The organism is Acidobacteriota bacterium (assembly GCA_026393755.1).
Classification (GTDB): domain Bacteria; phylum Acidobacteriota; class Vicinamibacteria; order Vicinamibacterales; family JAKQTR01; genus JBAXOX01.
In genome coordinates this window covers 159,809-184,756 of the sequence record JAPKZO010000005.1, presented here as the reverse complement: position 1 = coordinate 184,756, position 24,948 = coordinate 159,809, and the positions used below count along the sequence as shown (strand labels likewise).

The 24,948-nt window shown below is 65.1% G+C and carries 14 protein-coding genes; 4 read left to right on the top strand and 10 right to left on the bottom strand.

The window, feature by feature from the left end; genetic code table 11:
* Positions 1–45 precede the first annotated feature (45 nt).
* From NTV05_01935 to NTV05_01925, 3 genes are all read right to left on the bottom strand, one after another.
* Positions 46–4,593, bottom strand: coding sequence for an efflux RND transporter permease subunit (locus NTV05_01935; protein MCX6543155.1), 4,548 nt, complete (start codon positions 4,591–4,593; stop codon positions 46–48).
* A gap of 2 nt (positions 4,594–4,595) precedes the next feature.
* Positions 4,596–5,717: an efflux RND transporter periplasmic adaptor subunit gene (locus NTV05_01930; GenBank protein ID MCX6543154.1), complete on the bottom strand. Its 1,122-nt coding sequence runs from the start codon at positions 5,715–5,717 to the stop codon at positions 4,596–4,598.
* Between the two features lie 85 nt (positions 5,718–5,802).
* Positions 5,803–6,459: a TetR/AcrR family transcriptional regulator gene (locus NTV05_01925; GenBank protein ID MCX6543153.1), complete on the bottom strand. Its 657-nt coding sequence runs from the start codon at positions 6,457–6,459 to the stop codon at positions 5,803–5,805.
* A 226-nt stretch (positions 6,460–6,685) separates the two neighbouring features.
* Here NTV05_01925 and NTV05_01920 point away from each other — a divergent pair, with 226 nt between their 5' ends.
* Together NTV05_01920 and NTV05_01915 are read left to right on the top strand one after the other, a co-directional pair.
* Complete coding sequence (locus tag NTV05_01920; protein ID MCX6543152.1) at positions 6,686–7,219, top strand: hypothetical protein; 534 nt, start codon at positions 6,686–6,688, stop codon at positions 7,217–7,219.
* Between the two features lie 84 nt (positions 7,220–7,303).
* Positions 7,304–9,097, top strand: a complete 1,794-nt coding sequence (locus tag NTV05_01915; protein MCX6543151.1) for a M14 family metallopeptidase — start codon at positions 7,304–7,306, stop codon at positions 9,095–9,097.
* Between the two features lie 23 nt (positions 9,098–9,120).
* Here the strand turns inward: NTV05_01915 and NTV05_01910 are convergent, their stop codons facing one another.
* From NTV05_01910 to NTV05_01885, 6 genes are all read right to left on the bottom strand, one after another.
* Positions 9,121–11,340, bottom strand: coding sequence for a DPP IV N-terminal domain-containing protein (locus tag NTV05_01910; GenBank protein ID MCX6543150.1), 2,220 nt, complete (start codon positions 11,338–11,340; stop codon positions 9,121–9,123).
* A 25-nt stretch (positions 11,341–11,365) separates the two neighbouring features.
* On the bottom strand, positions 11,366–12,655 hold the full coding sequence (locus NTV05_01905; protein MCX6543149.1) for a hemolysin family protein: 1,290 nt from the start codon (positions 12,653–12,655) through the stop codon (positions 11,366–11,368).
* A 106-nt stretch (positions 12,656–12,761) separates the two neighbouring features.
* Entirely contained in the window at positions 12,762–15,191 is a 2,430-nt protein-coding gene (locus NTV05_01900; GenBank protein ID MCX6543148.1) for a tetratricopeptide repeat protein, read from the bottom strand.
* A gap of 1 nt (position 15,192) precedes the next feature.
* The gene (locus NTV05_01895) at positions 15,193–16,875 is read right to left on the bottom strand and encodes a hypothetical protein (protein MCX6543147.1); all 1,683 of its coding nucleotides are present in this window, start codon (positions 16,873–16,875) and stop codon (positions 15,193–15,195) included.
* Between the two features lie 372 nt (positions 16,876–17,247).
* On the bottom strand, positions 17,248–21,156 hold the full coding sequence (locus tag NTV05_01890; GenBank protein ID MCX6543146.1) for a carboxypeptidase regulatory-like domain-containing protein: 3,909 nt from the start codon (positions 21,154–21,156) through the stop codon (positions 17,248–17,250).
* Positions 21,157–21,389: 233 nt separating this feature from the next.
* A complete protein-coding gene (locus NTV05_01885) occupies positions 21,390–22,463 on the bottom strand; it encodes an LD-carboxypeptidase (GenBank protein ID MCX6543145.1) in 1,074 nt (357 codons plus the stop codon).
* Between the two features lie 138 nt (positions 22,464–22,601).
* On the opposite strand from NTV05_01885, the gene NTV05_01880 reads away from it, so the two are divergent.
* Entirely contained in the window at positions 22,602–23,342 is a 741-nt protein-coding gene (locus tag NTV05_01880) for an FKBP-type peptidyl-prolyl cis-trans isomerase (GenBank protein MCX6543144.1), read from the top strand.
* 77 nt (positions 23,343–23,419) lie between these two features.
* On the opposite strand, the gene NTV05_01875 is transcribed toward NTV05_01880, so the two are convergent.
* Positions 23,420–24,514: a hypothetical protein gene (locus NTV05_01875; protein MCX6543143.1), complete on the bottom strand. Its 1,095-nt coding sequence runs from the start codon at positions 24,512–24,514 to the stop codon at positions 23,420–23,422.
* Positions 24,515–24,662: 148 nt separating this feature from the next.
* Here NTV05_01875 and NTV05_01870 point away from each other — a divergent pair, with 148 nt between their 5' ends.
* Positions 24,663–24,926 carry a hypothetical protein gene (locus NTV05_01870; protein MCX6543142.1) on the top strand — a complete coding sequence of 88 codons (264 nt, stop codon included), beginning with the start codon at positions 24,663–24,665 and terminating at the stop codon, positions 24,924–24,926.
* Positions 24,927–24,948: the final 22 nt, after the last annotated feature.

The window sequence follows — 24,948 nt, the reverse complement described above, 5'->3', positions numbered from 1 at the left end:
GGACAACACCGCGCGTCTCCCGCACGGGCGCAATGAATTGCGCCCCTACTTCGAGGTTGCCGGCGGCACCACCCCGCCGTCGAGCGTGCCGGTGACCCATTCGAGATTCACGCGTGCGACCCGGTAGTCGCGCTGGGCGCGAGCCAGGTTGGCGCGCGCCGCCGAGAGGTTGAGCTCGGCATCCTGCACCTCGAGCCGTGTCTTGACACCGAGTTCGAAGCCCTTCTCGGCGAGAAACAACAGCCGCTCGGCCTGCTTCACCGTGCCGCCCAGAGCCGTCAGGAGTTCGGTGGCCTCACCGACCGCGTTGACAGCTGTGCGGACCTCGACGGCGAGCGCGTCGCGCACCTTCAACTCCTCGATCGTCGCCGTCGCGAGATCGCTGCGCGCCTGCGCCACCCGGCCCTTCGTGCGGCGGCCGTCAAACAACGGGATCGTCGCAAACAGACCGGCGTTCCATGCCGTGCCGCTCGACGAGAGCGTCTTCAGACCCCACGTCTTCCTGCCCCACGACGCCGAGAAGTCGAGCCGCGGCTTGTCGCCGGCCTTGGCGATCGTCACCAGTTCGGCATAGATGCCTTGCTGCGTGCCGATCTCCTTCAGTTCGGGCCGGCTCTTCAGGGCGCTTGCCAACGCCTCCGCATAGACGGGGAGCGGCTCGGGAACGGCCCCGAGGGTGCCGTCCACGTCCACGTCGCGAGCCGTCTCGGCGAGCAGGAAACCGAGTTGGTCACGGGCGATCCGCACAGTGTTCTGGCCCCGGATGACCGCCGGGCGCGCGTTCTCGACCGCGACCTGCGCGGCGAGCACGTCGAAATCGGTCGCGGTTCCAGCCGTCTGCCGCCTCGTTGTCTCGGCCAGGTGCCGCTCCTTCTGCGCCAGATCCTGCCTCGCAATCGTCTCCAGTTCACGCGACGCGAGCACATCCCAGTACGCCGTCGTCACATCCCTGGTGACGGCCTGCCGGAATCGCCGCAACTGCGCATCGCTGAACTCGAATCCCAGTTTGGCCGCCCGGACGGCGGCACCCACTTGACCCCACGTAAACACCACCTGCTTCACGGTGACCTGTGCCGTGCCCATGTCCTGCCGCCCGCCGAAGATCTCGCCGATGCCGCTTGACGAATCGCTGCTCGACCCGCTGCCCGAGCCGCCAGACCCCAGGAAGCTGCTGAACAGCTTGCTCTGGCTGTCGTCGTAGTTTCGCAGGAAGCTGGCGCTCAACGTCGCCTGCGGCAGCGCCGCCGCCCTCTCATCGAGGTACTTGCCCTGCACCCAGTTCTTGTACTCGATCGCTTTCTGGATGTCCCGGTTCTGCTCTGCGGCGATCCGAAGCGCCTCCGCGAGCGTCAGTACCCGGACGTTCGCCGGTGTGGCCTGCGCGGCCGCCTGGCTGGCCTGCTGCGCGATCGACGCGGTCAGCGGTCCATCCTGCTGCGGGCCTGCCGCCTGCGCGGAATCTGCTGTGCCGGCGACCAGCGCCCCCGCCACGAGCATGGTGACTGCGGTCGCCGCCGCCTGCCGCCGCTTGCGGAAGAGCCACGCCGTGATGTCGTCGAGGATCGAGTAGACCACCGGCACGACAATCAGCGTGAGCAGCGTCGAGGTAATCAATCCGCCGACCACGGCCCGGGCCATCGGCGCGCGGAACTCGGCGCCTTCGCCGAGGGCGAAAAACAGCGGCAGCATTCCGAAGATCATCGCCAGCGTCGTCATCAAGATGGGCCGGAGCCGCGTCCGGCCGGCCATGATGAGCGCGGTCCGGCGATCCTTGCCACCGCGGCGTAGCACTTTCGTGTAGTCGATCAGCAGAATGGCATTCTTCGTCACCAGCCCCATGAGCATGATCAGGCCTATCAGCGACATGATGCTGATCGTGTCGCCGGTCAGAGCGAGCATGCCGGCCATGCCGACAATCGAGAGCGGCAGCGACAGCATGATCGACAGGGGATCTATGAACGATTCGAACTGCGCCGCCAGGATCAGGTAGACGAAGATCACGGCCAGCAGCAGCGCCTCGCCGAGGTACCCGAACGACTCGACCATGATCTCGGTGTCGCCGCCGATGACGGACCGGTATCCCGGCGGCAGCTTGATGCGCTCGACAGCCTTTTTCGCGTCGGCGCCGGCCGTGCCGAGGGGCAGGCCGTCGAGATTGGCGTCGACGGTGACCTGGCGCGCGAGATCGCGCCGGCTGATTTCTGCCGGCGACGTCGAGCGGGTAAACGTCACCAGATCGGCAAGCGGAACGAGCGCGGGCCCCTGCAAGGTGGGCACCGAGAGCTTCAGATCGCTCACCTGATTGACCGTGCCGCGCAGGGTCTGGGGCAGCCGCACCCGGACGTTGATGGCTTCACCTTCGTCATCCTCATACGTGGTGACCGCCTGTCCGCCCACCAGCGCTGCCACCGCGCCGGCCACGGCACCGCTGCCCAGTCCCGATGCCGAGGCGCGTTCCCGGTCGACGACCAGCCGATACTCGGGTGTGTCCTGCTCCCCGGCCGCCTCGACATCGACGATGCCGCGCACGGTGTAGAGTTCGCGCTTCAGAGCGGACGCGTACTTCTTGAGCGTGCTGATTTCTTCCCCCTGAAGCACGACGACGAGGGCCTTCTGGAAGGAATCCGGATCGGACGGGATCGACAAGGTGACGCCGGGGACCTTCTCCAACCGCTCCCGCGCCACGTGGATGAAACCCACGGTGGTCAGCGATCGTTCGGCCTTCGGAACGAGCCGGACAAACACCGTTCCGTCGCGCACCGTATCGGCATCGCCGGCCCCGATGGTCCCGTACGTGTACTTCACTTCCTTGAAGTCTCCCAGCGCCTTCAGCAGGGCGTCGAGCCGGCTCCGCGTTTCGTCCATCGACGATCCCGGCGCGCTTCTGAACTTCACCATGAACTCGCTCTGATCCATGGTCGACTGGAACTCGGTCGGCAGCGTGCTGAACACGAAGAGCCCAGCGGCAAACGCGGCGACGGCCGCGGCGACAATCGTCTTGCGGTGGTCGAGCGCCCACGCGATGACACCCTTGTAGCCCTCGGCCATCCGTTCGAACCAGTTGTTGAACCCGTCCAGCGCGCGATGCAGCAGGTTTCGCCGTCCGGTCCGCCCGATGTCCGGGTCGTGCCATCGCGACGAGAGCATCGGGTCGAGCGTAAACGACACGAACAGCGACACCGCTACCGCAAACGCCACTGTCAAGCCGAACTGGAAGAAGAACCGCCCGATGACGCCCTTCATGAACGCCACCGGCACGAAGACCGCCATGATGGACATCGACGTGGAGAGCACGGCCAGCCCGATTTCCGTCGTGCCTTCCCGCGCCGCGGTGAAGTGGTCCTCGCCGCGCTCCAGGTGGCGCACGATGTTCTCCCGCACGACGATCGCATCATCGATGAGCAACCCGATCGCCAGCGAGAGGGCCATCAGCGTCAGCATGTTCAGCGTCATGCCGAGAAAGTACATGACGATGAAGGACGAAATGACGGAGATCGGCAGCGTCAAGCCGGTGATGACCGTCGACCGCCAGGAGTTCAGGAACACGAACACGATGAGGACTGTGAGCAGCCCGCCAAGCATGAGCGTGTTCTGGACGTCCGCCACCGCTTCCCGGATGAAGACCGACGTGTCGCGTACGATCTGAATCTGGGTGCCCGCCGGCATCTCACCCTTCAGTTCTTCAATCGCTGTGACGACCGCGTCGACTACCGCCACGGTATTAGCCTTGGTCTGCTTGGTGATTTCGATGGCGACCGCGGGCTCGCCGTTGACGACGGCCAGTGAGCGGCGCTCTTCGATCGTGTCGCGCACCGTCGCGACATCGCCGAGCCGGATCGGGCTGACGCCGCGCCGGCCGATCACCATGTCGGCGTACTGCGCGGGGATCTTCGGCTTGCCCGACATCCGCAGCGGCATTTCGTTGAGGCCCTGCGTCAGTCGGCCGAGCGGGGTATTGACATTTTCGGATGCCAGGCCGGCGATGACCTCGTCGACGCCCATGCCGAGCGCTTCCAGCCGCGAGGGATCCAGATCGATGGCCACTTCGCGCGTCGAGGCTCCAATCAGCTTCGCCTTGGCGACGCCCGCCACGCTTTCGAGCCTCCGCTTGATCTTTCGATCGGCGAGCGTGGAGAGCTCGCGAGGCGGGAGAGTCGTCGATCGCACGGCGAGTGAGATGACCGGCATCGCGGCGAAGTCGAGCTTCTGGATGACCGGCTCTTTCATGCCCGCAGGCAGCTCGCGCCGGATCGCGTTGATCTTGGCGCGCGCCTCCTGGGAGACGTCGTTGATCTTCACCTCGAGATTGAACTCGACCACCACCGACGACATGCCTTCGCGCGAGACCGACGCCACGTGCTTCACGCCGGCGATCGGATTGACCGCTTCCTCGATCTTGCGGCTCACCTCTCGCTCGACCGATTCGGGCGACGCCCCGGGGAACTCCGTCAGGATCGACAGCACCGGGATTTCGACCTCGGGCATCAGGTCGATCGGCAGACGCCTGACCGAAAACAGGCCGAGCGTGACCAGCGTGAGCATCATCACCGTGGCGACCACGGGACGTCTGATGGAGAGATTGGAGAGGAACATCGCTACGCTCCCGCTCCCTTCGCCACCGCAACGCGGTCGCCCTGGCCAATCGAGAAGCCGCCGCGAGTCACCACCTGGTCACCCGCCTGCAGCCCTGACACAACCTCGATTGCGGCCCCGCCGCCCGAGCCAATCTTGACGACGCGCTTCTCGGCCTGGTCGCCGCGCACCACGAAGACCTCGGCGGTCTGCGCCTCGATGTTCCAGCTGAGCAGCGCCTCGCGCGGCACCTGCAGGACGCCGGGCCGGCTGGCGACAATAATCCGGCCCTTCACAAACGACCCGCCCCGCAGCAGACCGTCGCCATTCGGCACCGCCGCCACGACCTTTGCCGTGCGGCTGGCCATGTCGATGGCCGGATTGATGAACATCACCTTGCCAGTAAACGTGCGCCCGGGCAGGGCATCGGTCGAAAACTCGAGCGGCTGGCCGACCCGCACCTGCGCCAGGCGCGAAGACGGCACCGACACGGTCAGATCCATGAGCCGGTTGTCCACGACACGAAAGAGCGGATCGCCGCTGCCCATGTTCTCCACACGGTCGCCGACGCTCACTCCCCGCAGGGCGACCACGCCGTCCATCGGCGAGGTGATAAACGACTTGGCCAGGTGGCTCTCCGCCGTCTTCACTTGCGCATTGGCCGCGGACACCATCGCATCGGCGGCATCGACGGCGCTCCTGGCGTCGTCGAAATTCTGCGGCGTGATCAGGCCGAATTGCTTGAGCTGCTGCGCGCGCTCGAATTCACGCTGGGCGCGCGACTTGCCGACCTGCGCCTGTGCCACGATCGCCTTCAGGGACTCGATGCCAGCTTCGGTTTCGCGCGTGTCCAGGTGGGCGAGCCGATCGCCTTTGCGCACCGGCACCCACTCGGTGACGTACACAGCCGTCACCGTTCCGGTGACCTCGGACTTGACGTCGACAGCAAACTTCGGCGCCAGCGACCCGACGACATCCACGCTCTCCTGCAATTGGGCGGCAACCACCGAGGCCACCGTGACCGCCACGGGTGGACGCGCGGCGGCTGCTGACGTCTGGCTGGCACTCTGACCCCCGCAGTTAGCGCCGGCCAGCATGGCCAGCCCCGGAATGACGAAACGATAAAGGCGAACATTCCGAATCATGTGTGCTGATCTCCTACCCTTCGACTCGAGCGGTGTTGCGCACGCGCCAACGTTCGCGCCGTTCGAGACACGTTCCCAACGACCGTCACTCGCGTGAGCTCAGGGCTGGCTGCCACTGTTCACGCGCCACTCCGTCCATAAGCAGGTTGACAATCTTGCGAAGTCCATCCTGGCCGACCGGGTCGAACCCGTGATGCATCTGCCGCTCCACGCACGAGTCCACCAGCCCCATCAGCGCATACGCGATGTCGGCCGACGGCACCGGGCGAAACTCGCCCGACGCCTGCCCATCTTCGATGACTCGCTGCAAGCCCTCGCGCCAGATGCGCTCGAACGTCGTCAGATCGAAGGCGGGCGCGATGTCCTGGGGACCAAGAAACACCGTGTGAGCCACGCGGACGATCGGGATGTTCTGTTCGAAGAGGCTGAAGACGTCTTCACAGAGGGTCATCAGACGCTCGCGCGCCGTGCCGGTCCTCGCCACCGCTGTTGAGATTGCCTTTGCAAACTCCCGGACCGCCTCGTCCAGAATCGTGATGAGCAGACCCTCTTTGCTGCCAAAGTGATAATAGAGCGCCGGCTTTGCCACTCCCGCCATTTCGGCGATCTCGCGCACCGAGGCGGCCGAGTACCCCTTCCGATCGAAGATGTGGACGGCAGACTGGAGGAGCCGGTTCCGTGTCTGCGGATCCCGCTCCGATGGCGTGATGTCGACCGACGACGGGAGCTTGGACTCTTCCATAATCCGAGTAATTCAATCTATTAATTCAAAATACCGACCGGTAGGTAAATATATGCCTACCGATCGGTAGACGTCAACCGCTCACGAAATGTTCCCGCAGACGGGCGACCGGCTGTTCAATCATCACCAGTCAGCCGCGTGTTGTGCCAAGCCGCAGATTTCGGCAGCGAGGACCTAATCACTCCCGGAGTGATTACAGTTCTGTAATTACTCCCGGAGTGATTGATTGCGTGCAATTACTCCCGGAGTGATTACCATTCATGAGATGACGCTCTGGCACGTGATGAGGTCGCTGGGTCTGTCGCTCGCCCTGATCTCTTCATCGGCGGCGATGGTCGCGCCCGTTCAGGGACTGCGTGTCGTGGATGTGGTCACGATGGGCGATGCGCGCGACGAACGGGAACATGACTATGCCGGCGAGCGGATGACCGAAGGCGTGGTGGACGGGCGGGTCTTCCGGACGGTGGAGGGATGGCTGCGCGTTTCGCTGGCGGTCTATGACGATACCGAAGTGACGCTGGTCGGCACGTTTCGTGGGAGCGCCGGCGAGTCTGTCGCGTTCGAACTGCTCGTGGAAGGCCGGCCGGTGAAGGTTCCCGCCTTCGTCTCGCCGTCACTCGCGCCGGCCCGTGTCGCTTACAAAGTGCCGATGGCGCTCACGCGTGGCAGGACCAGGATTTCCGTCACGCTGCGAGCGGTCGGCGGCCCGACTCCCGGCCTGATCGAATGGCGGACCGTGCAGGAACACCTCGAGCTCTGATAAGCTTTCCAACACAATTCCGAACGCCGGTACGTGCTTCTTGTCGGGCGTCGCTCCGGCCGCCGTCAGCGGGAGACCTGTTTCATGCGACTATCGTCACGGGGCTTGACCCCCATCCGTCTTGTGATCGCTGCGCTGCTGCTCTGGCAGGGCGCCAGCTTCGTGAACGCGCAGGCGCCAGTTTCTCCGGCGCAGCGGCCCGCCGGGCAGAGGGTCTGGCCGCTGACGCGGCCCGAGGCCACCAACTTCGCCGAGACGAGCCGGTATGACGAAGTGATCAGCTTCATGAAGGCGATGGCGGCCGCCTCACCCCAGATTCACTTGACCACGTATGGGTATACGTACGAGGGCCGTCCCATGCCGCTGGCGGTCATCGGGGCACCCGGCGCGACGCCCGAGCAGGTGCTGGCGACCGGGAAGACGCGGATCTACATCCAGGGGGACATCCACGCAGGCGAGGTCGAGGGCAAGGAGGCGTTGCTCTGGCTGCTGCGTTCCATTGCGAAAGGCGAGCGCGCCGAGTGGTTCAAGTCCGTCGTGCTGCTGATCAACCCGATCTACAACGCGGACGGCAACGAGCGCGTCAACGTCGCGAACCGCGGCACGCAGTTCGGGCCGGTCGGTGGCATGGGGCAGCGCGCCAACGCGCAGGGCCTGGATCTGAATCGCGACTGCACGAAGCTCGAGACGGCCGAGGCCCGATCGCTCGCGATGCTGCTCAACCGGTACGATCCGCATGTGGCGATCGACCTGCACACCACCGACGGCAGCTCCGACAGCGGCTTCTACCTGACCTACGAGACGTCGATCAATCCGAACGACTCGAAGGCGACCACGGGATTGCTTCGGGACCAGTTGCTGCCTGTCGTGACCAGAGCCGTCAAGGCCAAGCACGGATGGGACTACTTCTACTATGGCGGCGTCATGCGGGGCGGCGCCGAGCGGGCATGGGAGTCTGACGCCGAACTGGCCAAGGCGCGCTACACCTCGACGTACTTCGGCGTGCGCAACCGGCTGGGGATCCTGGTCGAAACATATTCTTACGCGTCGTTTGAAGATCGCATCAAGGCCAACTACTGGTTTCTCGAGGAAACGCTCGGCTACGTCGCGAAGAATGGCGAGGCCGTGAAGCAGGCTGTAGCCACAGCCGGAAGCGAATCGATCGTCGGCAAGGAACTGGCGGTGCGGCAGAAGCTCGTGAAAGGCGCGGAGCCGAAAGAGATCGTGTTCGCACAGACCGTCGGTGAGCGCAATCCGTATGTGCCGGACCGGCCGTACCGGCGCCGCGTGCCCGGCGGGGAAACGCGCGAGGCGATGGGGCACTATGGCACGACGGAGGCGACCGAGACGAGCGTGGCGCCGCGCGCCTATGTGCTGCCGGCCGCGATTGCCGGTCCGCCTGCGCCTGCGGCTTCGGCGGGGCAAGCCGGCGGAAGAGTTGGTGGCCCGCCTTCGCCTGCGGCTACGGCGCGGCAAGGCGGGGGACGCGGGGGCGGCTCGCCGTCGGCGCGCGTCATCGCCAGCGTGATCGACCGGCTCGAAGCGCATGGCATCAAGTACATCCGCACGGAGAAGGAACAGACGATCAAGGGCGAGCGTTTCAAGATTGAATCCAACACGCTGGCGGATCGCGAATACCAGGGCACCCACAAAATGCGCACGTTGACCGGAAAGTGGGAGGCCGCCGAGCAGACGCTCCCGGCCGGTTCCATCATCGTGCCGATGGATCAGCCGCTGGCCCGGCTGGCGTTCCTGCTGTTCGACCCGCGATCAGACGACGGGCTGATGGCGTGGAACATCCTCGACCCGGTGCTGGGCGCGACGCCCGCGCCGGAGTACTACCCCGTGCTGCGCACGATGGACGGGGTGGGAAAGTAGACGGCAGGCGGGAGTCGCGGATCCTACTGCGCGGCAGCGGCCCGCTTCGGCGGGTTGATCACCAGGTTCTCGATGAAGAACTCCATCATGCGCTGCTGATTGACGCCCGAGTGCCCGGCGTCGGGTCCAACCTGCACCTCGAAGCTCTTGCCCGCCTTCTGCAGGGCCTGAATCAACTGCATCGCATTGGTCGGGTGCACGTTGTTGTCGGCGGTGCCGTAGTACAGCAGCAGCCGGCCGTCCAGCTTGTCGGCGTACTTCATCGCACTGCCGAGATCGTAGCCGTCCTTGTTCTCCTGCGGGATCCACATGTAACGCTCTGTGTAGATCGTGTCGTAGTGGATCCACGACGTCACCGCCGAAGACGCAACCCCCACGCGAAATGCCTCGGGATGCCGGAGCAGGCACATCACCGACGAGTAGCCGCCGTAGGAGGTGCCCTGGATGCCGACGCGATCGCGATCAAAATACGGTCGGCTCCAGAGCGCCTTGACGCCCTCGGCCATGTCGTCCATCTCGATCTGCCCGAGTTTCAGATACAGCGCGTCCAGTGTGCGCTTTCCCAGGCCCAGCACGGCCCGGGAGTCGAGATTGAGCACGAGAAAGCCGTACTCCGTCATCGGGTTGGCCTGGACGAACGTCTCACGTGCCGTGTTGCTCGAAAACGCGGGTCCGCCGTAGACCGAGACGATCGTCGGGTACTTCTTCGACGGATCGAAATCCGACGGGAAACTGATGAGCCCGCGCAAGGCCGTCTTGCCGTCGGCCGCGGTGAAGGTGAACATCTCCGTCTTCTTCAATCCAAGCTGATTGAACTTGGTGAGGTCGCTCTTGGCGACTTCAGCGACGAGCTTGCCGGTTGTCGCGTCGAGCAGCCGCGTGGCCGGCGGCGCGTCGTGCGTCTGGTACACGTCAGCGACGAACTTGTTGTCAGGCGAGATGCCACAGGTCGGGGCTGGGCCGCCAGGGGCCCCGGCCGGAGGTCCGCCTCCCCGCCCTGAGGGCATGCAACTACCCACGGTGTGGTGGAAGGCGGGGTCGGTCAGCCGCACGTCCTTCTTGCCATCCAGGCTCACGCGGTGCAACTGCTGCTTGAGGTAGTTGTCGCCGTCGCGGGCCATCACGAACAGCAGCTTCGCGTCCTCGTCGATCTTGACGATTCCGCCCGCCTCGAAGCGGTCGTAGCGCGTCAGCGGCGTGATGAGCGTCCCCGACAGATCGTAGAGATAGTAGTTCTGCCAGCCGTTGCGCTCGGAGGCCCAGATGAAGCGGCGGCCATCCTTCAGAAAGACCTGCGTCGGGTTCTCCTGAATCCATCCAGTCGGCCACTCCTCGCGGAGGATCACCCGGCACGCGCCGGTAGCCGGGCTGGCCGCAGCCAGCTCCAGAACGTTCTGACGGCGGTTCGTCCGCGTGAACAGCAATTCCCGGCTGTCCGGCGACCAGGCGACGCGGTAGACATAGTGCCCGACCACATCATTGTCGAAGGGCTTGCCCCCGCGGACGTCAACCTTGACCGATGTCTTCGTGGCGATGTCGTACACGAAGAGATCGACTACCGGATTGGCCTCGCCGGATTTCGGATACGCCTCGGTGTCGACCGTCGTATAGAGCTTCGTCTGGTTCATCTGCAGGAAGTAATCGGGCACCTGCTTCTCGTCGAACCGGTAGTACGCCAGCATCCTGCTGTCGGGCGACCACCAGATCGCGGTCGTCTGGTTCAGTTCCTCGCCATACACCCAGCTGGCCGTCCCGTACTTGATGCGATCCTTCTCGCTGCCATCTGTCGTGACGGGTGACGAGTTGGCGCCGGCGGCATCGCTCACATATAGATTGCGGTCCTTGTAGAAGGCCTTGAGCGCCTTGTCCGGTGAATCGACCGACACGACCTGCCGCCCTCGTGCCAGACCGCCGACCTGTCCGCGCCCGCCCCGTCCACCCGCGCCTTCTGGAGTCGCGGGAACGGGTCCGACCTCGGTTGCCTGCTTCGTGGCGATATCGAACCTGTAGATCTTGCCGTCCTGCGGATACTCGAACGCCTTGCCGCCGTCCTTCCAGCTCACGCTCAGGGCGCCAGACTTGACCGCGCCCTGCACCTGCTTGCTCATTCGCTGGTACTGCTCAAAGCCCGGCAACGTCTTCAGCCGATCCTGCGCCGCCAGCGCCACCGACAGTGCCCCGACGGCAATCAGTACTCCCAGAACCGCGCCACGCGCCGCACGCATCTGTCTCATCGCGTTCATCAGTCTCTTCTCCACGTTGCTCGAATCACGAGCCCGGTGACGCGGCCGGGAGGCGGGTGACCAGGACCTTGTCCACGCGTTTGCCGTCCATGTCCATCACTTCGAAGCGCAGGCCTTCCCAGTCGAAACGGTCGGTCGTCTTGGGGATGCGGCCGAGGCTCATCATCACGAAGCCGCCGACCGACTCGTAGTTATCCTCGTCGGGCATCTGGCTGGCGATCTCGAATCGATCCTTGAAATCGTCGATCGACAGCAGGCCGTCCACCAGCCACGATCCGTCCTGGCGCTGGACCGCCTGCGGTTCGCTCGTATCGATGCCCTCGACGATCTCCGAGAGGAGGTCCGTAATCGTCAGCAGGCCTTGGACGCCGCCGAACTCGTCGATCACCAGCATGAGTTCGGGTTTGCGTGCCCGGAACATGTCGAGCGCTCGCGACGCCATGGCCGTCTCCGGCACAAAGTGGGCAGGCTGCATTGAGCTCTTCAAGGGTGCGCCGTTGGCGAGCAGCCAGTCTCGCGCCCTGACGACGCCGAGGACGTTGTCCAGGCTGTCGGCGCAGACTGGGAAGCGGGCGTAAGCGCTGGCGGCAATCTTCCCGCGGCTGACCTCGTCCGGCTCGTTGATGTCGAGCCAGATGATCTCGGTTCGCGGCTTCATCACCTGGAACACACGCCGTTCCGTGAGGCGGAACACGCCCTCGACCATGTCCTGTTCGGAGGCCTCGAACACGCCCGCCTGTCGCCCCTGATCGAGCAGCACCTGGAGCTCTTCCTCAGTGATCGGCACGTCCGGCCGGGGCGTGACGCCGACGAGACGCAGCACCACGCTGGTCGACGAACTGAGCACCCGCACCAGGGGCGAGAACACCCGCGTGAGCACGCCCATGGGCTGCGCCATCGCCGAAATGATCGCCTCGGGGTTCTGGAGCGCGAGCTTCTTCGGAACGAGCTCGCCGACGACCAGCGTCAGGAACGTGATGACCAGCACGACGATGCCCAGCGCGAGAGACGAGGCGTACGCCGCCAGCACGGGGATCCGTTCCAGGTGGGTTGCCAGCACACCCGCCAGCGTGGCGCCGCCCATCGCGCCGGCCAGCACGCCGATCAGCGTGATGCCAATCTGCACCGTCGAGAGGAAGTCGAGGGGGTGGGCGAACAGCGCGAGGGCCTTCTTTGCACGCGCGTCTCCGTCATCCAGGCGCTGCTGCAGGCGCGCCTTGCGCGACGACGCCATCGCGAATTCGGCGAGCGAAAAGACGCCATTCACCAGAATCAACACGATGATGAGAACGACTTCGAGGCTCATGTCAGACATGGGTATGTTACCTGTGCGCCGGTGCGCCCCAGCACCGCGGCTTCGGCTGTGCGGTTCGGTCGGCGGTCGTCGGAGAGCGCCTTGATTATACGACTCCGCCGTCTCTTCATCTCTTGAGCGCGGTCATCGCCCGGCTCAGGTTGGCGCGAGCCTCTGTGAAACCTGGTTTGAGACGCACCGCCTCCTCAAAATGCGTCATCGCTTCCGCGAGCCTGCCCAGGCGCTCCAATGCGACGCCGAGGTTGTTGTGCGTTTCGGCCGAGCCGGGATCATACCTGAGCGCCTCGCGGTACTGGGCCACCGCCGCCTCGAAGCGCCCGGCCCCGTAGAGGACGCTCCCGAGGTTGTGATGCGCAGGGGCGTAGTCGGGCTGAATCCGCTGCGCCTCCCTGAAGTGGATCACCGCTTCTTCCACGCGCCCCGTCCGCAGCAGGGCGTAACCCACGTTGTCATGGATCCTGGCAGAGCCTGGAGCGAGCTCCAGGGCTTCACGATATTGCGCGAGCGCTTCGTCAAACCTGCCCAGCGATTCCAAGGCGGTGCCCAGATTGTTGTGTGCCTCGAGGTGGCCCGGCTGGATCCGCAGAGCCTCCCTGAACTCCGCCACGGCTTCCTCGATCCGGCCGGCCTGCCGCAGGGCATTTCCCCGGTTGTAGTGGGCATCGGCGAAGTCCGGCTTGAGCCGCAGCGCCTCCTCGTGCTCTGCCAGGGCTTCTTCGACACGCCCCATTCTCGACAGCGCCACTCCCAGGTTATTGTGTGCTTCGGGGAAATCCGGCTTGAGCCTGATCGCGGCCTGGTACTGCGTCACCGCCTCGTCGAGCTTGCCCATCCCCTGGAGCACATTGCCCAGGTTGTCGCGGGCGTCTGCGTAATCCGGATCGATCCGGAGAGCCTCGTGGGCGTGCGCCAGGGCCTCCTCGCTCTTGCCCTTTCTCCGCAAGACATCACCGAGGTTGTGGTGCGCTTCCGCGAGAAACGGGTTGATCGCCAATGCCTCCCTGTACCGAGACTCCGCTTCCTCGAGCCGGCCCAGCCGCTGAAGATCCACGCCGAGGTTGTTGCACGCTTCGGCGAAGCGCGGAATTCGCCGCAGCGCTTCCTGGTGATAGGTCATCGCCTCTTCGAAGCGACCCAGCCGCTGCAATGCATATCCCAGATTATTGAGGGCCTCCGCCGAGGTCGGATTGAGCTTCAGGGATTGATTGACGTGCCGCATCGCCTCCGGAATGTCCGATATCCCGCCGCGAAGCTCTAAGGCGCCCAGATTGTTATAGGCGAGCCACGAGGCCGGATTGCGTTCGAGCGTCGTGCGATAGAGCAATTCGGCGTTGGCGTACTGGCCGCTATCACTCCACGTCAGGCACCCCAGCGGCGCGACCAGCATCAGCATCCCGGCGGCTGCCAGGGCTGGCCGGTTCCGGATCTTCCATCGTCCGGCAACCTCGGCCACTCCGGCGGCAAACACGGCAATGATGAACAGGCTCGGCAGGTATTGAAAGTGATCCGCTACCAACGAGTACCGGAACGGATACACGTTGAAGAAGCCCAGCACCGGAAAGAGCGTCCCGACGAACAGCAGCATCGCCGCCAGCGGCGCCCTCGTGCGCCTTCGCAGCAGCCAGAGGGCCGCGAGCAGCACGACCACGCCCAGCGGATAGAGATACTGCCACGCGGCGGTCTGGTCGATCTGCCAGCGGGGATAGCTGAAGATCAAGTCCGCCGGCCAGAGCAGTTTGGCAAGATAGAACCAGACGACGCGTCCGGCGATCAGGCATCGTTCCACCAGAGTGAACTGGAACTCGATCCCTTGAGCGCCGATGAGCGTGCGCTCGATCCACGCGGTCAGCAGGCCGCCGGCCGCGCCCAGTCCGAACCAGGGCAGCAGCGGCACGACGTCTCGCCGCCAGGTCAGCTGTCCGCGCTGCCACCAGAACACCACCAGCAGGGCGGCTGGCAACGTGGCGGTAACGGTCTTGCTCAGCAGCCCAAGGACGAACAGCCCGGCGGCCAGCGCATAGACCCGCCTCCTCCTGCTGTGGTCGAAATGCAGGTAGGCGAGTGCGGCGCCCAGGTAAAGTGCGCCCGACAGGGTGTTCTTCAACTCGGTGATCCATGCCACCGACTCGACGTGCACGGGATGCAGCGCGAAAAGGAACGCCGCCAGCACGGCTCCCGGCACTGCAAGTCTGCGCAGCGTCAATGCCAGCAGGAATGCCGACAGCGCGTGCAGGATGATGTTGACGAGGTGATACCCGAAGGTGTCGTCACCCCAGAGTCTGTGCTGGAGCCAGAATGCGGAGTGGACGACGGGGTAGTATTGCTGGGTCGCTCCCATCTCAAACCAGATTCGTCCCAGTCCTTCCGTCGAGCGCAGATCTCTGCGGGTGATATGGCCATCATCGTCCCACAACATGCCGCCATGCCACGCCGGATGATAGGCGGCCAGCGTGACCAGCAGCAATGCCGGCAGCAGAAGCCATATGCCCCACGTGCGACGGTTCGCCGCAGGTGGCGCCCGGCGAGTCGCTTTCATCCTAACGGGCCACTTTTCTGAGTGTGCGAACCACGCGTCCCGTCGTGCCGTCCTCGAGCCGGACGATGCCGCGGACGACGTAATCGCCCGGCGGCAGTGCGCCGAGGGGCACCGCGCCCGTCGCCACGACGCGCGATTCACCGGCGCGCGTCAACGCCAACGGCACGGCAACCAGAGCCGGCCCGTCCGGATCGCGGGCCACTTCCAACCTCGATGACAGGCGCATGCCCGCCGGGCCGCCGTAGATGTCGAATGACGCGATGGCCGCAGGTTCGGAGCCGAACTCGAGCCGCGGGCCCACGCCGCCGTCGCGCGAGACGCCGAGCATCAGAGAGCCAAGCGACAGCGGACCGACAGGAATGAGGTGCACCTCAACCACGTCTTCGGCCGCTCCCGGCCGGCCGGCCTTGTCGATGGCCGCCACGCGCAGCCGGTACGTTCCGGGCGGGACCGTCATCGCGCCCATGATCGGGCGCGCGATCGTCTCGGAGGCGAACCAGCGGGCAACGATGCGGCCGTCGCCGTCGACAAGGACCGCTCCCACCGAGTCGAGCGGCGCCACCGGATCGACCGGCTCGACGACGACTCCCACGCGGAGCCGCCCGTCCGGCTCGCTTACGGTGAAGCCGGCCGCGCGCAGAGGCACGTCCGTGAACGCCTCGCGGGAGCCGAGCAGTTCGGGGACAGTGAGCCGGGTCGCCGCCGTCCGCCGCGGCTGTTCGACAAAGGTGATCTCCGGACGAACGCGCACCGTGACGCCTCGGCGAGCGACTCGTATATCGAGAGACCGGCTGCGGCCGGACACGTCGCCGCGTTCGGGCTCGAGTTCGGCCATGTAGTATGCCGACGTTTCTCTCGCCACGCGGAGCAACGAGCCGGTACCCGCCGTATCGAGCGGCAAACGCGCGCCACCTGTGGCGCCTGCGAGGTGCTCGATGCCCTCGAGCGGGTTGTCTGATCCGAGGTAACCGACGCCGCCAATCGACTCGCGCCAGATCCCGCCGCTTATCCCGATATCGGCTGGCTGACTCACGTAGAAGTTCGCGCGCGCGGCGCTCGCAGTGATAGTGATGCGCCGGAAGTGCTGGACCAGCAATTCGCACATGCCCGGCCCGAGGGCCAATGGCGCATCCCGACGCGGGGCGGCGAGCCCGGCCGTAAACAAGACCACCGTGAGGGGCGACTGTTGGCCGGCCTGCCCCTGGAGGAATCCGTCGAGCGATTCAAGGAACTGGCGCGTGCGGCAGGCCAGCTCCGATCCGGTCTCGGTGCTGGACCCCTGTCCCGACACGCTCTCCATCGCCAGCCGGACGCGGGAAGTGTTTGACGTGAAGGGCACCGTCACGCCGCCAAAGGGTAGAGCGACGACCATGGTCTGGTCGGCCGAGGTCAACTGCGTCAGCAGCCCCTCGACCGCGCTGCGGAGGAGCGGTTCGCGTCCGCCAACGAACGATTCCTGATCGACAATGAGCGCGAGGCGCCGGCCGACCGCCACGTTCGCGTTGGTGCCGAACGGGGGTGGCAGGCGGGCAGCCGAGCCTGGCGCAGGGGGGGCCGGTGCGGTCGCCACCAGCCGCAGTACGCGGACGACTCTGACCCGGCTGTTGATCCGAACCTCCACCTCCTTCGACTGAAGATCGACCACGGGCGTGCCGTCCGCCTCCACGGCGACGAAATCGACCATGGGGCCAACCGGGCGTTCGGCGGCGAGACGAGATTGACCCGCCGACGCGGATTCGGATGCGGACGGAGGTGCACCCCGTGCTGCGACACCGGCGGCCAGTGCCACCACGGTAAACAGAAGAACCCCGCAGGGACGGCCTGGCGATGACATCAGCGGCTCCCGAGTGCTTCGACTCACAATCAGAGTAGCGTATCCCCGCACAGCTGCCGGTCACAACGCTAGCTCAGCATGTAGTCCCGAGGGAACAATCTTGTCACCGAACCTGTGCATCGAAGGACCGAGGGCAAAAAGAAAAGCCGGTGGAGCCCCGATGGGCCCCACCGGCCGGGTTGACGGGCCCGCCTCGTGGGGGAGGCGGGCCTTACAACACGACTACCAGGTGAATCGAACCATCAGCTGGCCGATCCGGCCGCCCGGATCGTACGTGTTGCTCGCATCGGTGTAGGCGCTGGTCACCTTGAAGTTGTTCGCCGCCCCCCAGTAGTTCGAATTGTTCGTGGTGGTGCTCGGGACGGCCGGGTTGTAGTTGGGTCTGTCGAAGACGTTGAGCACGTCGAGCCGCAACTCCATGTTCATCGAGCCGTGGATGTCGATGCGCTTGGTCACACCCATATCGAAACGGTAGAACCACGGCGCAAGCAGCAGCACATTGCGCGGCGCGCAGTCGCCCGCTCTCACTTGGACGCACGCCGCCGAGTTCGCCGGCGCGAGGTACTTGCCCGAGGGCGCCCCGAGGCTCGTGGAGTACCCATCGACCGTCGTGGGGCTCGTGTTGAACGCCCGCCGCGTGTTCAGGATCACGTCCGGCGGCAGCATCCAGATCTCGGTGAGGCCGCTCACCGACGTGCTCGCATCGACCGTGTAGTACTTGTACATCTTCTGGAGCTCGGACTTCGTCATCCCGACGAGCCGCACGTTGCCGAGGTCCTGCATGACCGTCTGCATACGGCCGACGCCGTTGACGCTCCAGCCGCCAATCAGAAGGTTGGCGATGGGGTTGACGTCGCGGCCGAACCGCTGGCCCCGGCCGAACGGGAGCGTCCAGTCCCACTGCATTTTGATCGCGTGGCGGACGTTGGCCGAGGGTCCCATCACGCGGCCGAAGCTGAAGCCGTCAAAAGACGACCCGCCCTCAGCCGCGAACTGGTAGTTGATGCTGGCCGACAAGCCATGCGACAGCCGCCGCCGCAGTTCGATCTGCAGCGCGTTGTAATTGCTGAACGCTCCGCTATCGGTGACGTTGACGTTGTTCACATCGGGGTTGAGCACGAAGAAGTTTGCCGGATATCCGACCTTCGCCGCGTTCGCCCGGCGTGTTGCGGTGCCGTCGAGATCGGTGGCTGCCGCCGTGGTGGGGTTGGGGTTCGAGGCGACCAGCCGACCGGCGATCGTCGTACTTGAGAACGTCGACGATCCGCCGGTGTAGGCCGCCGCGTTGTTGTAGTCCGTGCTGCCGTTGAGATAGGCCAGATAAATAGGCAGCGGGCTCGTGCCCGTGCCAGAGCCGAAGTAGGCAAACGAGCCCAGACGGGCCGGGTTCGAGCCTGCCGCGGCGTTGTTGGCCGTCAGGTTCGCCATCGCGAGCTTGAACTCATTCATGAACCCGTTGGCGACGAGGTTTTCACCCCGGATCTGGTTGTAGTTGAGCGACGACCACTGGTTGTAGCCGTGGTTGCCGATGTAGCGGATCTCAAGCGCGGTGTCCTTCGAGAGCGACCGCGCGAAGCCAATCATCCAGTTGTTGACCCGGGCGATCTGGATGTCCGGCGCGAACGCGTTGAGACTGTCGACCCGATTCGCCCGGATGGCGATCGGGTAGCTCGGATCCGGATTGAAGGAAGCTGAGTAGAGACGGCTCGGCTGGGAGAGCAGAACCGGCCACGACTCGCCCGCCGGCACCAGTCCCGCATTGGCGTTGCGCGTCAACGTCGTGCTGCCTCCGGGGTTTCCCCCGTACAGGCTGGTGAACACGGTCAGGCCCTGGCGCTCGTAGGACACATTGAAGCCGGCTCTCAACGTCGCCTGGTCCGGGTCGCCAAGGATAGTCCGGAAGAGGCCGGTCTTCCTATTCGGCCGCCACGCCACGCTCACCGAAGGTCCAACGTTGTTCCAGTCTTGCTTGTACCCTTCCGTGCCCTTCTCGAGCAGAACGAACTGGGGCGTCACGCCGCCGGTGGCGCCTGGCGTGAGGAACTTGCACTTGCTGTACAGCCCGCCGCTACCAGGGCCCGAGACGCCGCACACGCTCGCCATGGTGACCGACGACATCACGTTGGCGGACGGGGCAAACGGCGTTTGCACTTCCCAGCGCACGCCTCCCGTGAAGGTGAGAGTCGGCGTCGCCTTCCAGGAATCCTGCGCAAAGAGCGTGAAGACCTTGATGCCTCCCGGGTTGCTGACCGGGCCGAGCTCCACATACTTCCCGGATGCGTCGAGCACGGCCGCGCTGTTGATGCTGGTCACGCGACCGGTGAGCACGGCATACACGGCTCTCGCGGAGGACAGCACCGACGAATCGATTCCAGAACCGGTGAACATCGCGTTCGCCGGATCGTTGTTGGTATCAAACCCCAGCCGTATCCCTGAAACCATCTGCTGGCTGCCGGAGTCGGCGTTCGAGATCATGCCCGACGCGCCGAACGTCATCGTGTGCGCGCGTTTCTGCCACGTGAGGGTTTCGTCCAGGGTGTAGGTGGGCGAAGTGCGCCAGCTTGGGCCGTTAGAGGTATACCAATCTGTCGTGCTCGTCGGGGTCGTGATCGCGAAGCCTCCCTGGTCGGCGAAGCTGCTCGGCGCGTTGCGTGACGCGTTGGCCGCCGGTTGGCCAAAGGTCGACCCAGAACCGTAGGCCGTCGCCCCTCCCCGCAGCTCGTTGATGATGCTCTTGGACAACACCGACCGCACAGACAGCGACAGGAGCGGCCGAACCGACTTGAAATCGCGCTGGTTCGGCGCACCCGGGAAGCGGGGGTCGGCCGAGTTGAGGTAATCCGGCGTGCGTTTGGCCCTGATGACGGACCACGTGCCGCTCAGCCGGTGCTTGCTGGTGAGGTTATAGTCGAGGCGAACAGTCGGCTGCTGCTCGAACAGGGTCGCGGGGCTGTTGAACACGTACGTGTCGTACAACGGATCCTGTGCGGTGCGGGTGCCGGTCGTCTTCGTCGCCGCGTCGATCATCGACATGATCTTCGCCATCGTCGGATCGATCGTCGCGATCTGACCGTTGGCTCTCGCCAGATCGAGAAGGTTCTTCTCGCACACCCCCGTGGCGCACTGCCAGCGGAACACGCCACTGTAGACTGCCGAGTTGAAGACGGTGCGCGTGCGCGTGAAGCTGTTCGGGTAGACGATCTCCTCGTAGTGGACGAAGAAGAACGCCTTGTCCCGGCCGTTGAAGAGGCCCGGGATCATGATTGGGCCGCCGACGCGCCCGCCGTACTGACTCAGCTTGACCTGGTTGATCGGCAGGTGGTTGTAGATGTTGAAGATGTAGGGCGTGTTCATCTTGGGGTTGCGGTAGTACTCGTAGAGGCTCCCCGAGAACTTGTTGCCCCCCGACCGCGTCTGAAACGCCATCGTCACGGCGCCTGCCCCGGCGCCCGCCGTGGCACCGCTCGCCGCCAGGGTCACCGACACGGCTTCGACCGCATCCTGGCGCGGCGTGACGGAGGCGAAGAACGAGTCCGTGTTGCGCAGGAAGTTGTCGTTGTTGCTCACGCCGTCAAGCGTGATGCTCAAGAACCCTTCGGGCAAGCCGTTGATCGTCGAGTCCCGGTTGGTCCCTGGCGTGTTGACGCCGGGCAGGAACGTGATCGCGTTCAGCGCGTTACGCGTCGGGGTCGGCATCCGGGTGAGCTGGTCCGAGTTGAGCGTGGCCGCCACGGTGGCGGTCTCGGTGTTGATGAGTTCAGAGCTGCTCATGACGGTGACCGTCTCCGAGAGCTGTCCGACATCAAGAGTAAGCGTCACGGTCACTGGTTGACCTGGCGCAAGCCGGACTCCCTTTGCCACCGCGGTCTTGAAACCCGCCAGCGACGCGGTGACCGTGTACGACCCGGCCCCGAGCGCCGTCACCTGATACCGGCCATCCGCGCCGGTGACGGCCTCGCTGGCGTTTCCCGTTGCGTCATCCTTCACGATGACCGACACGCCGGGCACGACGCCCCCGGCGGAGTCTTTCACGACGCCGGAAATCGAGGCGTTGGATTGTGCGTAGGCTCCGGACACGCCGGACACGACCATGAGCAAGACGATAAACCCGCACCATACCGAACGTGACATGTCTGCACCCTCCCCCACAGAGGTACGAACGAGCCGTGCGTCCCTATAGCGCTGCCGCCGCTGGTTGGGAGCCGGCGATTGAGAAAGATATACGCGGGAGTCTACGTCCCTACCGGAGGACCGTCAATCACATTCTTCAATCTGACCCGGGAGGACCGAACGCCCGTTCTGTGAGTGAATCGTCGCGGGATGATCTCCCCTGGCCAGCATCCCGAAACTCTTGACTCGGGGCATCATGTGACCGCGCTTTCGAGCATCGTGATCGTGCCGGCATCGGCGTCGAGTTCCACCTGGACGCCAATCGGCAGCGTGAACTGGCGATCGACGTGGCCGATCATGGCGCCCGAGTACGCCGGAACGCCGAGCGGCTTGACATGGTCGTCGAGCACATCGGGTATCGTCAGCGACCCGAATCCCGCGCTCGGTGTGCACTTGTCACAGGTGCCCCAGACCACGCCTCTGACCTGGCCCAGAATGCCCGCCAGCTTGAGCTGCGTGAACATACGATCGAGGCTGTAGGGCTCCTCCTCGACGTCCTCCACAAAGAGGATGCTGTCGCGGAAGTCCGGAAGATAGCCCGAACCGATAATCGTCGTGAACACCGTCAGGTTGCCGCCCAGCAACTTGCCCCTGGCCTTGCCGCCCGTAATCGTGCGCGTGCGGTTCTTCACCGGCACCAACGTGTCGTTGGCCTCTTTGAGGTTGGCGAAAACGGCCGCCTCGCCGTTCCACAGCACCCGCTTCATCCAGTCGAGGTTGAACGCGTTCCACGTCGACGACCCGAGCGGGCCGTGAAAGGTGACCAGTCCGGTCCTGGCGTGGGCGGCGAGCAGTAACGCCGTGATGTCGCTGTAGCCGATGAGGATCTTTGGCGACTTCGCGATCGCGGCCCAGTCCAGCAGCGGTAGCAGGCGCGCCGCGCCCCATCCGCCGCGAATGCAGTGAATCGCGTTGACCGACGGGTCGGCGAACATCGCATTCAGATCAGCGGCCCGGTCCTCGTCCCGGCCGCCGAAGTAGCCGCGGCGATCGAAGACGTGCTGGCCGAGCTTGCCCTTGAGCCCGAGCGCGGTCAGCGATTCCAGCAGAATATCGACGGCGACCGGATCCCACTGCGCGCTCGACGGGATCACCAGACCGACGGTATCGCCGGTCTTCAGCCGCGGCGGCTTGACGATGGCGGGCGGGGGCGACGAAGGAGCGCGCTGGCGAATCGGGGGCGCCGCTGCTGCCGGTCGTGTGCCGGCCAGCAACGAGCCGGCCAGGGCGATGGTCGTCGATGTCAGGAGTTCACGGCGAGTTGGCATGGCCGCATCCTACGCCGTGAACAGAATCCGTGTAAAGGATACTCAAGGTCTGTGCCGGGCAGTGGCGCCCACGCATGAGTCCGCCGTTTCGTGCCATAATCAGCTGCAGTGCTGTCTGCAGTTTTCCTTGGAGATTCCGTGAAACTGGCGCGCATCTTTCAGTCGGCGGCGGCGTTGGCCGCGATCAGTCTTTGTGCCTGGGCGGTCACCGGCTGCAATGGTTCGCCGACTGCACCGTCAAGCGCCGCTGTGTACAGTCAGACCGACCTGCGGGTGGGGACCGGCGCCGAAGCCGTCAATGGCAGCTCGGTCACGGTGCAGTACACCGGCTGGTTCTACGACGCGTCGAAACCGAACCAGAAGGGCGTGCCGTTCGATTCATCGGTGGGCGGAACAGGGTTCACGTTTACGCTTGGCGCCGGCACCGTGATCGCCGGCTGGGACCAGGGCGTGGTCGGCATGAAAGAAGGCGGGCTGCGCCGGCTGGTCATCCCGTCTTCGCTCGGCTACGGGAACATTCGCTACCAGTCAATCCCGCCCAATACGACGCTGGTGTTCGAGATTGAACTGCTGACGGTGAATGTGACGCCGACGGTCGCGACGCAGCCGTCGGATCAGATCGTGACGGCAGGGCGAACCGCGACCTTCACGGCGTCGGCCAGCGGGACGCCGCTCCCATTGGTGCAGTGGCAGGTGAGCCGCGATGGTGGTTCGACCTGGACGAACATTGCGAACGCGGCGCCGTATGACGGAGCGACGACCACCACACTGACGGTGGCCGGAGTGACGACCGCGCTTGACGGCGCGATGTATCACGCCGTGTTCACGAACGTCATGGGCACGGTGACCTCGAACGCCGCCACGCTGACGGTGCAGTAGCGGTTCGCGGGTCTGTTTGGGGATCTCGCGGTCCCCGGCGCATAGGGTTCGCTGGCTCTCACCGGCGGGTGTGGGCGCTACTTCCCGAACGGGCGGAATCTGATCCCGATGCGATAAGCGGTCAGCGCGTCATTCATCCGGCCTTCGTCGCCGTCCCGCGATGCCCCCTTCAGAGTGGCACGCTCCACTTCCGCAAAGAGCCCGATCTTGGGCGCCGCCCAGACTTCGATGCCACCGCCATACAGCAGGCCCCATCCAGCCGTCCGCAGGGTAAATGACTGGGTGCCGCCGGTGAAGGTCTGCACGACGCCATCCGCGTCGGTATAGGTCCAGTCGTCGTGGGTCTGGACAGTCGTAGACGTGGCGCGGTGGTAATCCGCCCCGACCTGCAGGTACAGCCGGACCACCCCGAGCGGGAGCGCGACCTTGCCTTTCGCGGTAAACAGGGTGGTGTTGAGCGAAGACTTGAAGTTGAAGGACTGACCGGTGCCCCTGATGCTGACGTCGGCGGGCTTCGCGTAACTCGCCTCAGCCCCCAGGAACTGGGTGACCCACACGGTTACCCCCGCGGCATAGGTGAGTCTGGTGTCCTTGCCCGTGCAGTCGGTGACGTCCCCGCACGCGACGGCCGTCGCATCACGGTACGTGGCCAGGCCGCCCCCCGCGAAGAGGATCAGACCCGTCGGTGACGGTCTCCGCCCCCCCCGCTTGGAACTGATGCTTCCTGATTCCTCGCCGAGCCATTCTGTCGGCACGGGCCCCTGTCTCAACCACACGGCTGGCGCCGACGCTGTGACCTCGACGACCATCGTCGTGGCCTGGCGCATCAGGAAGACACCTGGCAATTCGCGCCGCGCGCATCCGATCTGTGGCAGTTCCGGCTGCAGTCCGGGTTCGACCAGCAGCACTCGCCGAAGCGTGCCGCACACATCGACGAAGATCTGGACATCGGCCTCGGTCCGGCCCCCGCGGGAAGACAGGTTCACGAGCAGCGTGGCTTTGCCGGTGTTGTCGGCCGTGGCGGTTCCAATCGTGGCTGCATTCAGCGCGAGCTCAATGGTTGCCCCTCGCGGCGCCTTCGTCACCATCACGGTCTGGGCCGTCGTGACGCCGACAACCAGGGTCAGATTGAGCGCAGCCGCAAACGCCAGCGGCCGCCAGGGTGCCATCATGCTCGCCTCCGTAAACTCATGGATACCGACGAGAGTCCAATCGCGCGTCTTCGTATGTTACCCCAGGTACGTTTCGCCGCTGGCATTCCGTCCACGGCGCTCGTTCACCGGCCGGATGGCCGCTGACGTTTCGCTGTAGAATTATCGAATGAGCTCGTTATCACCGGCTGCCGCGGCCGACGCTGTTCTGCGGGCGTTTCGCGAAAGGGCGCCGCTCGTCTGGCGCGATCGTGAACTTCCTGTCGACCTTATTCTGGGAGCCGGCGGTCTCGATCTGGATTCGATTGCGATCGTCGAGTTGCTCATCGCGTGCCAGTCCGCGGTTGGCATCCCGTTTCCGCCGGCCCTGTTCGATGAGGGTCCGCTCACGCTCCGCCGGCTGATCGATCACGCCACGCAGTCCGCCACCTGACCAGATGGACAGGCAGACGGCC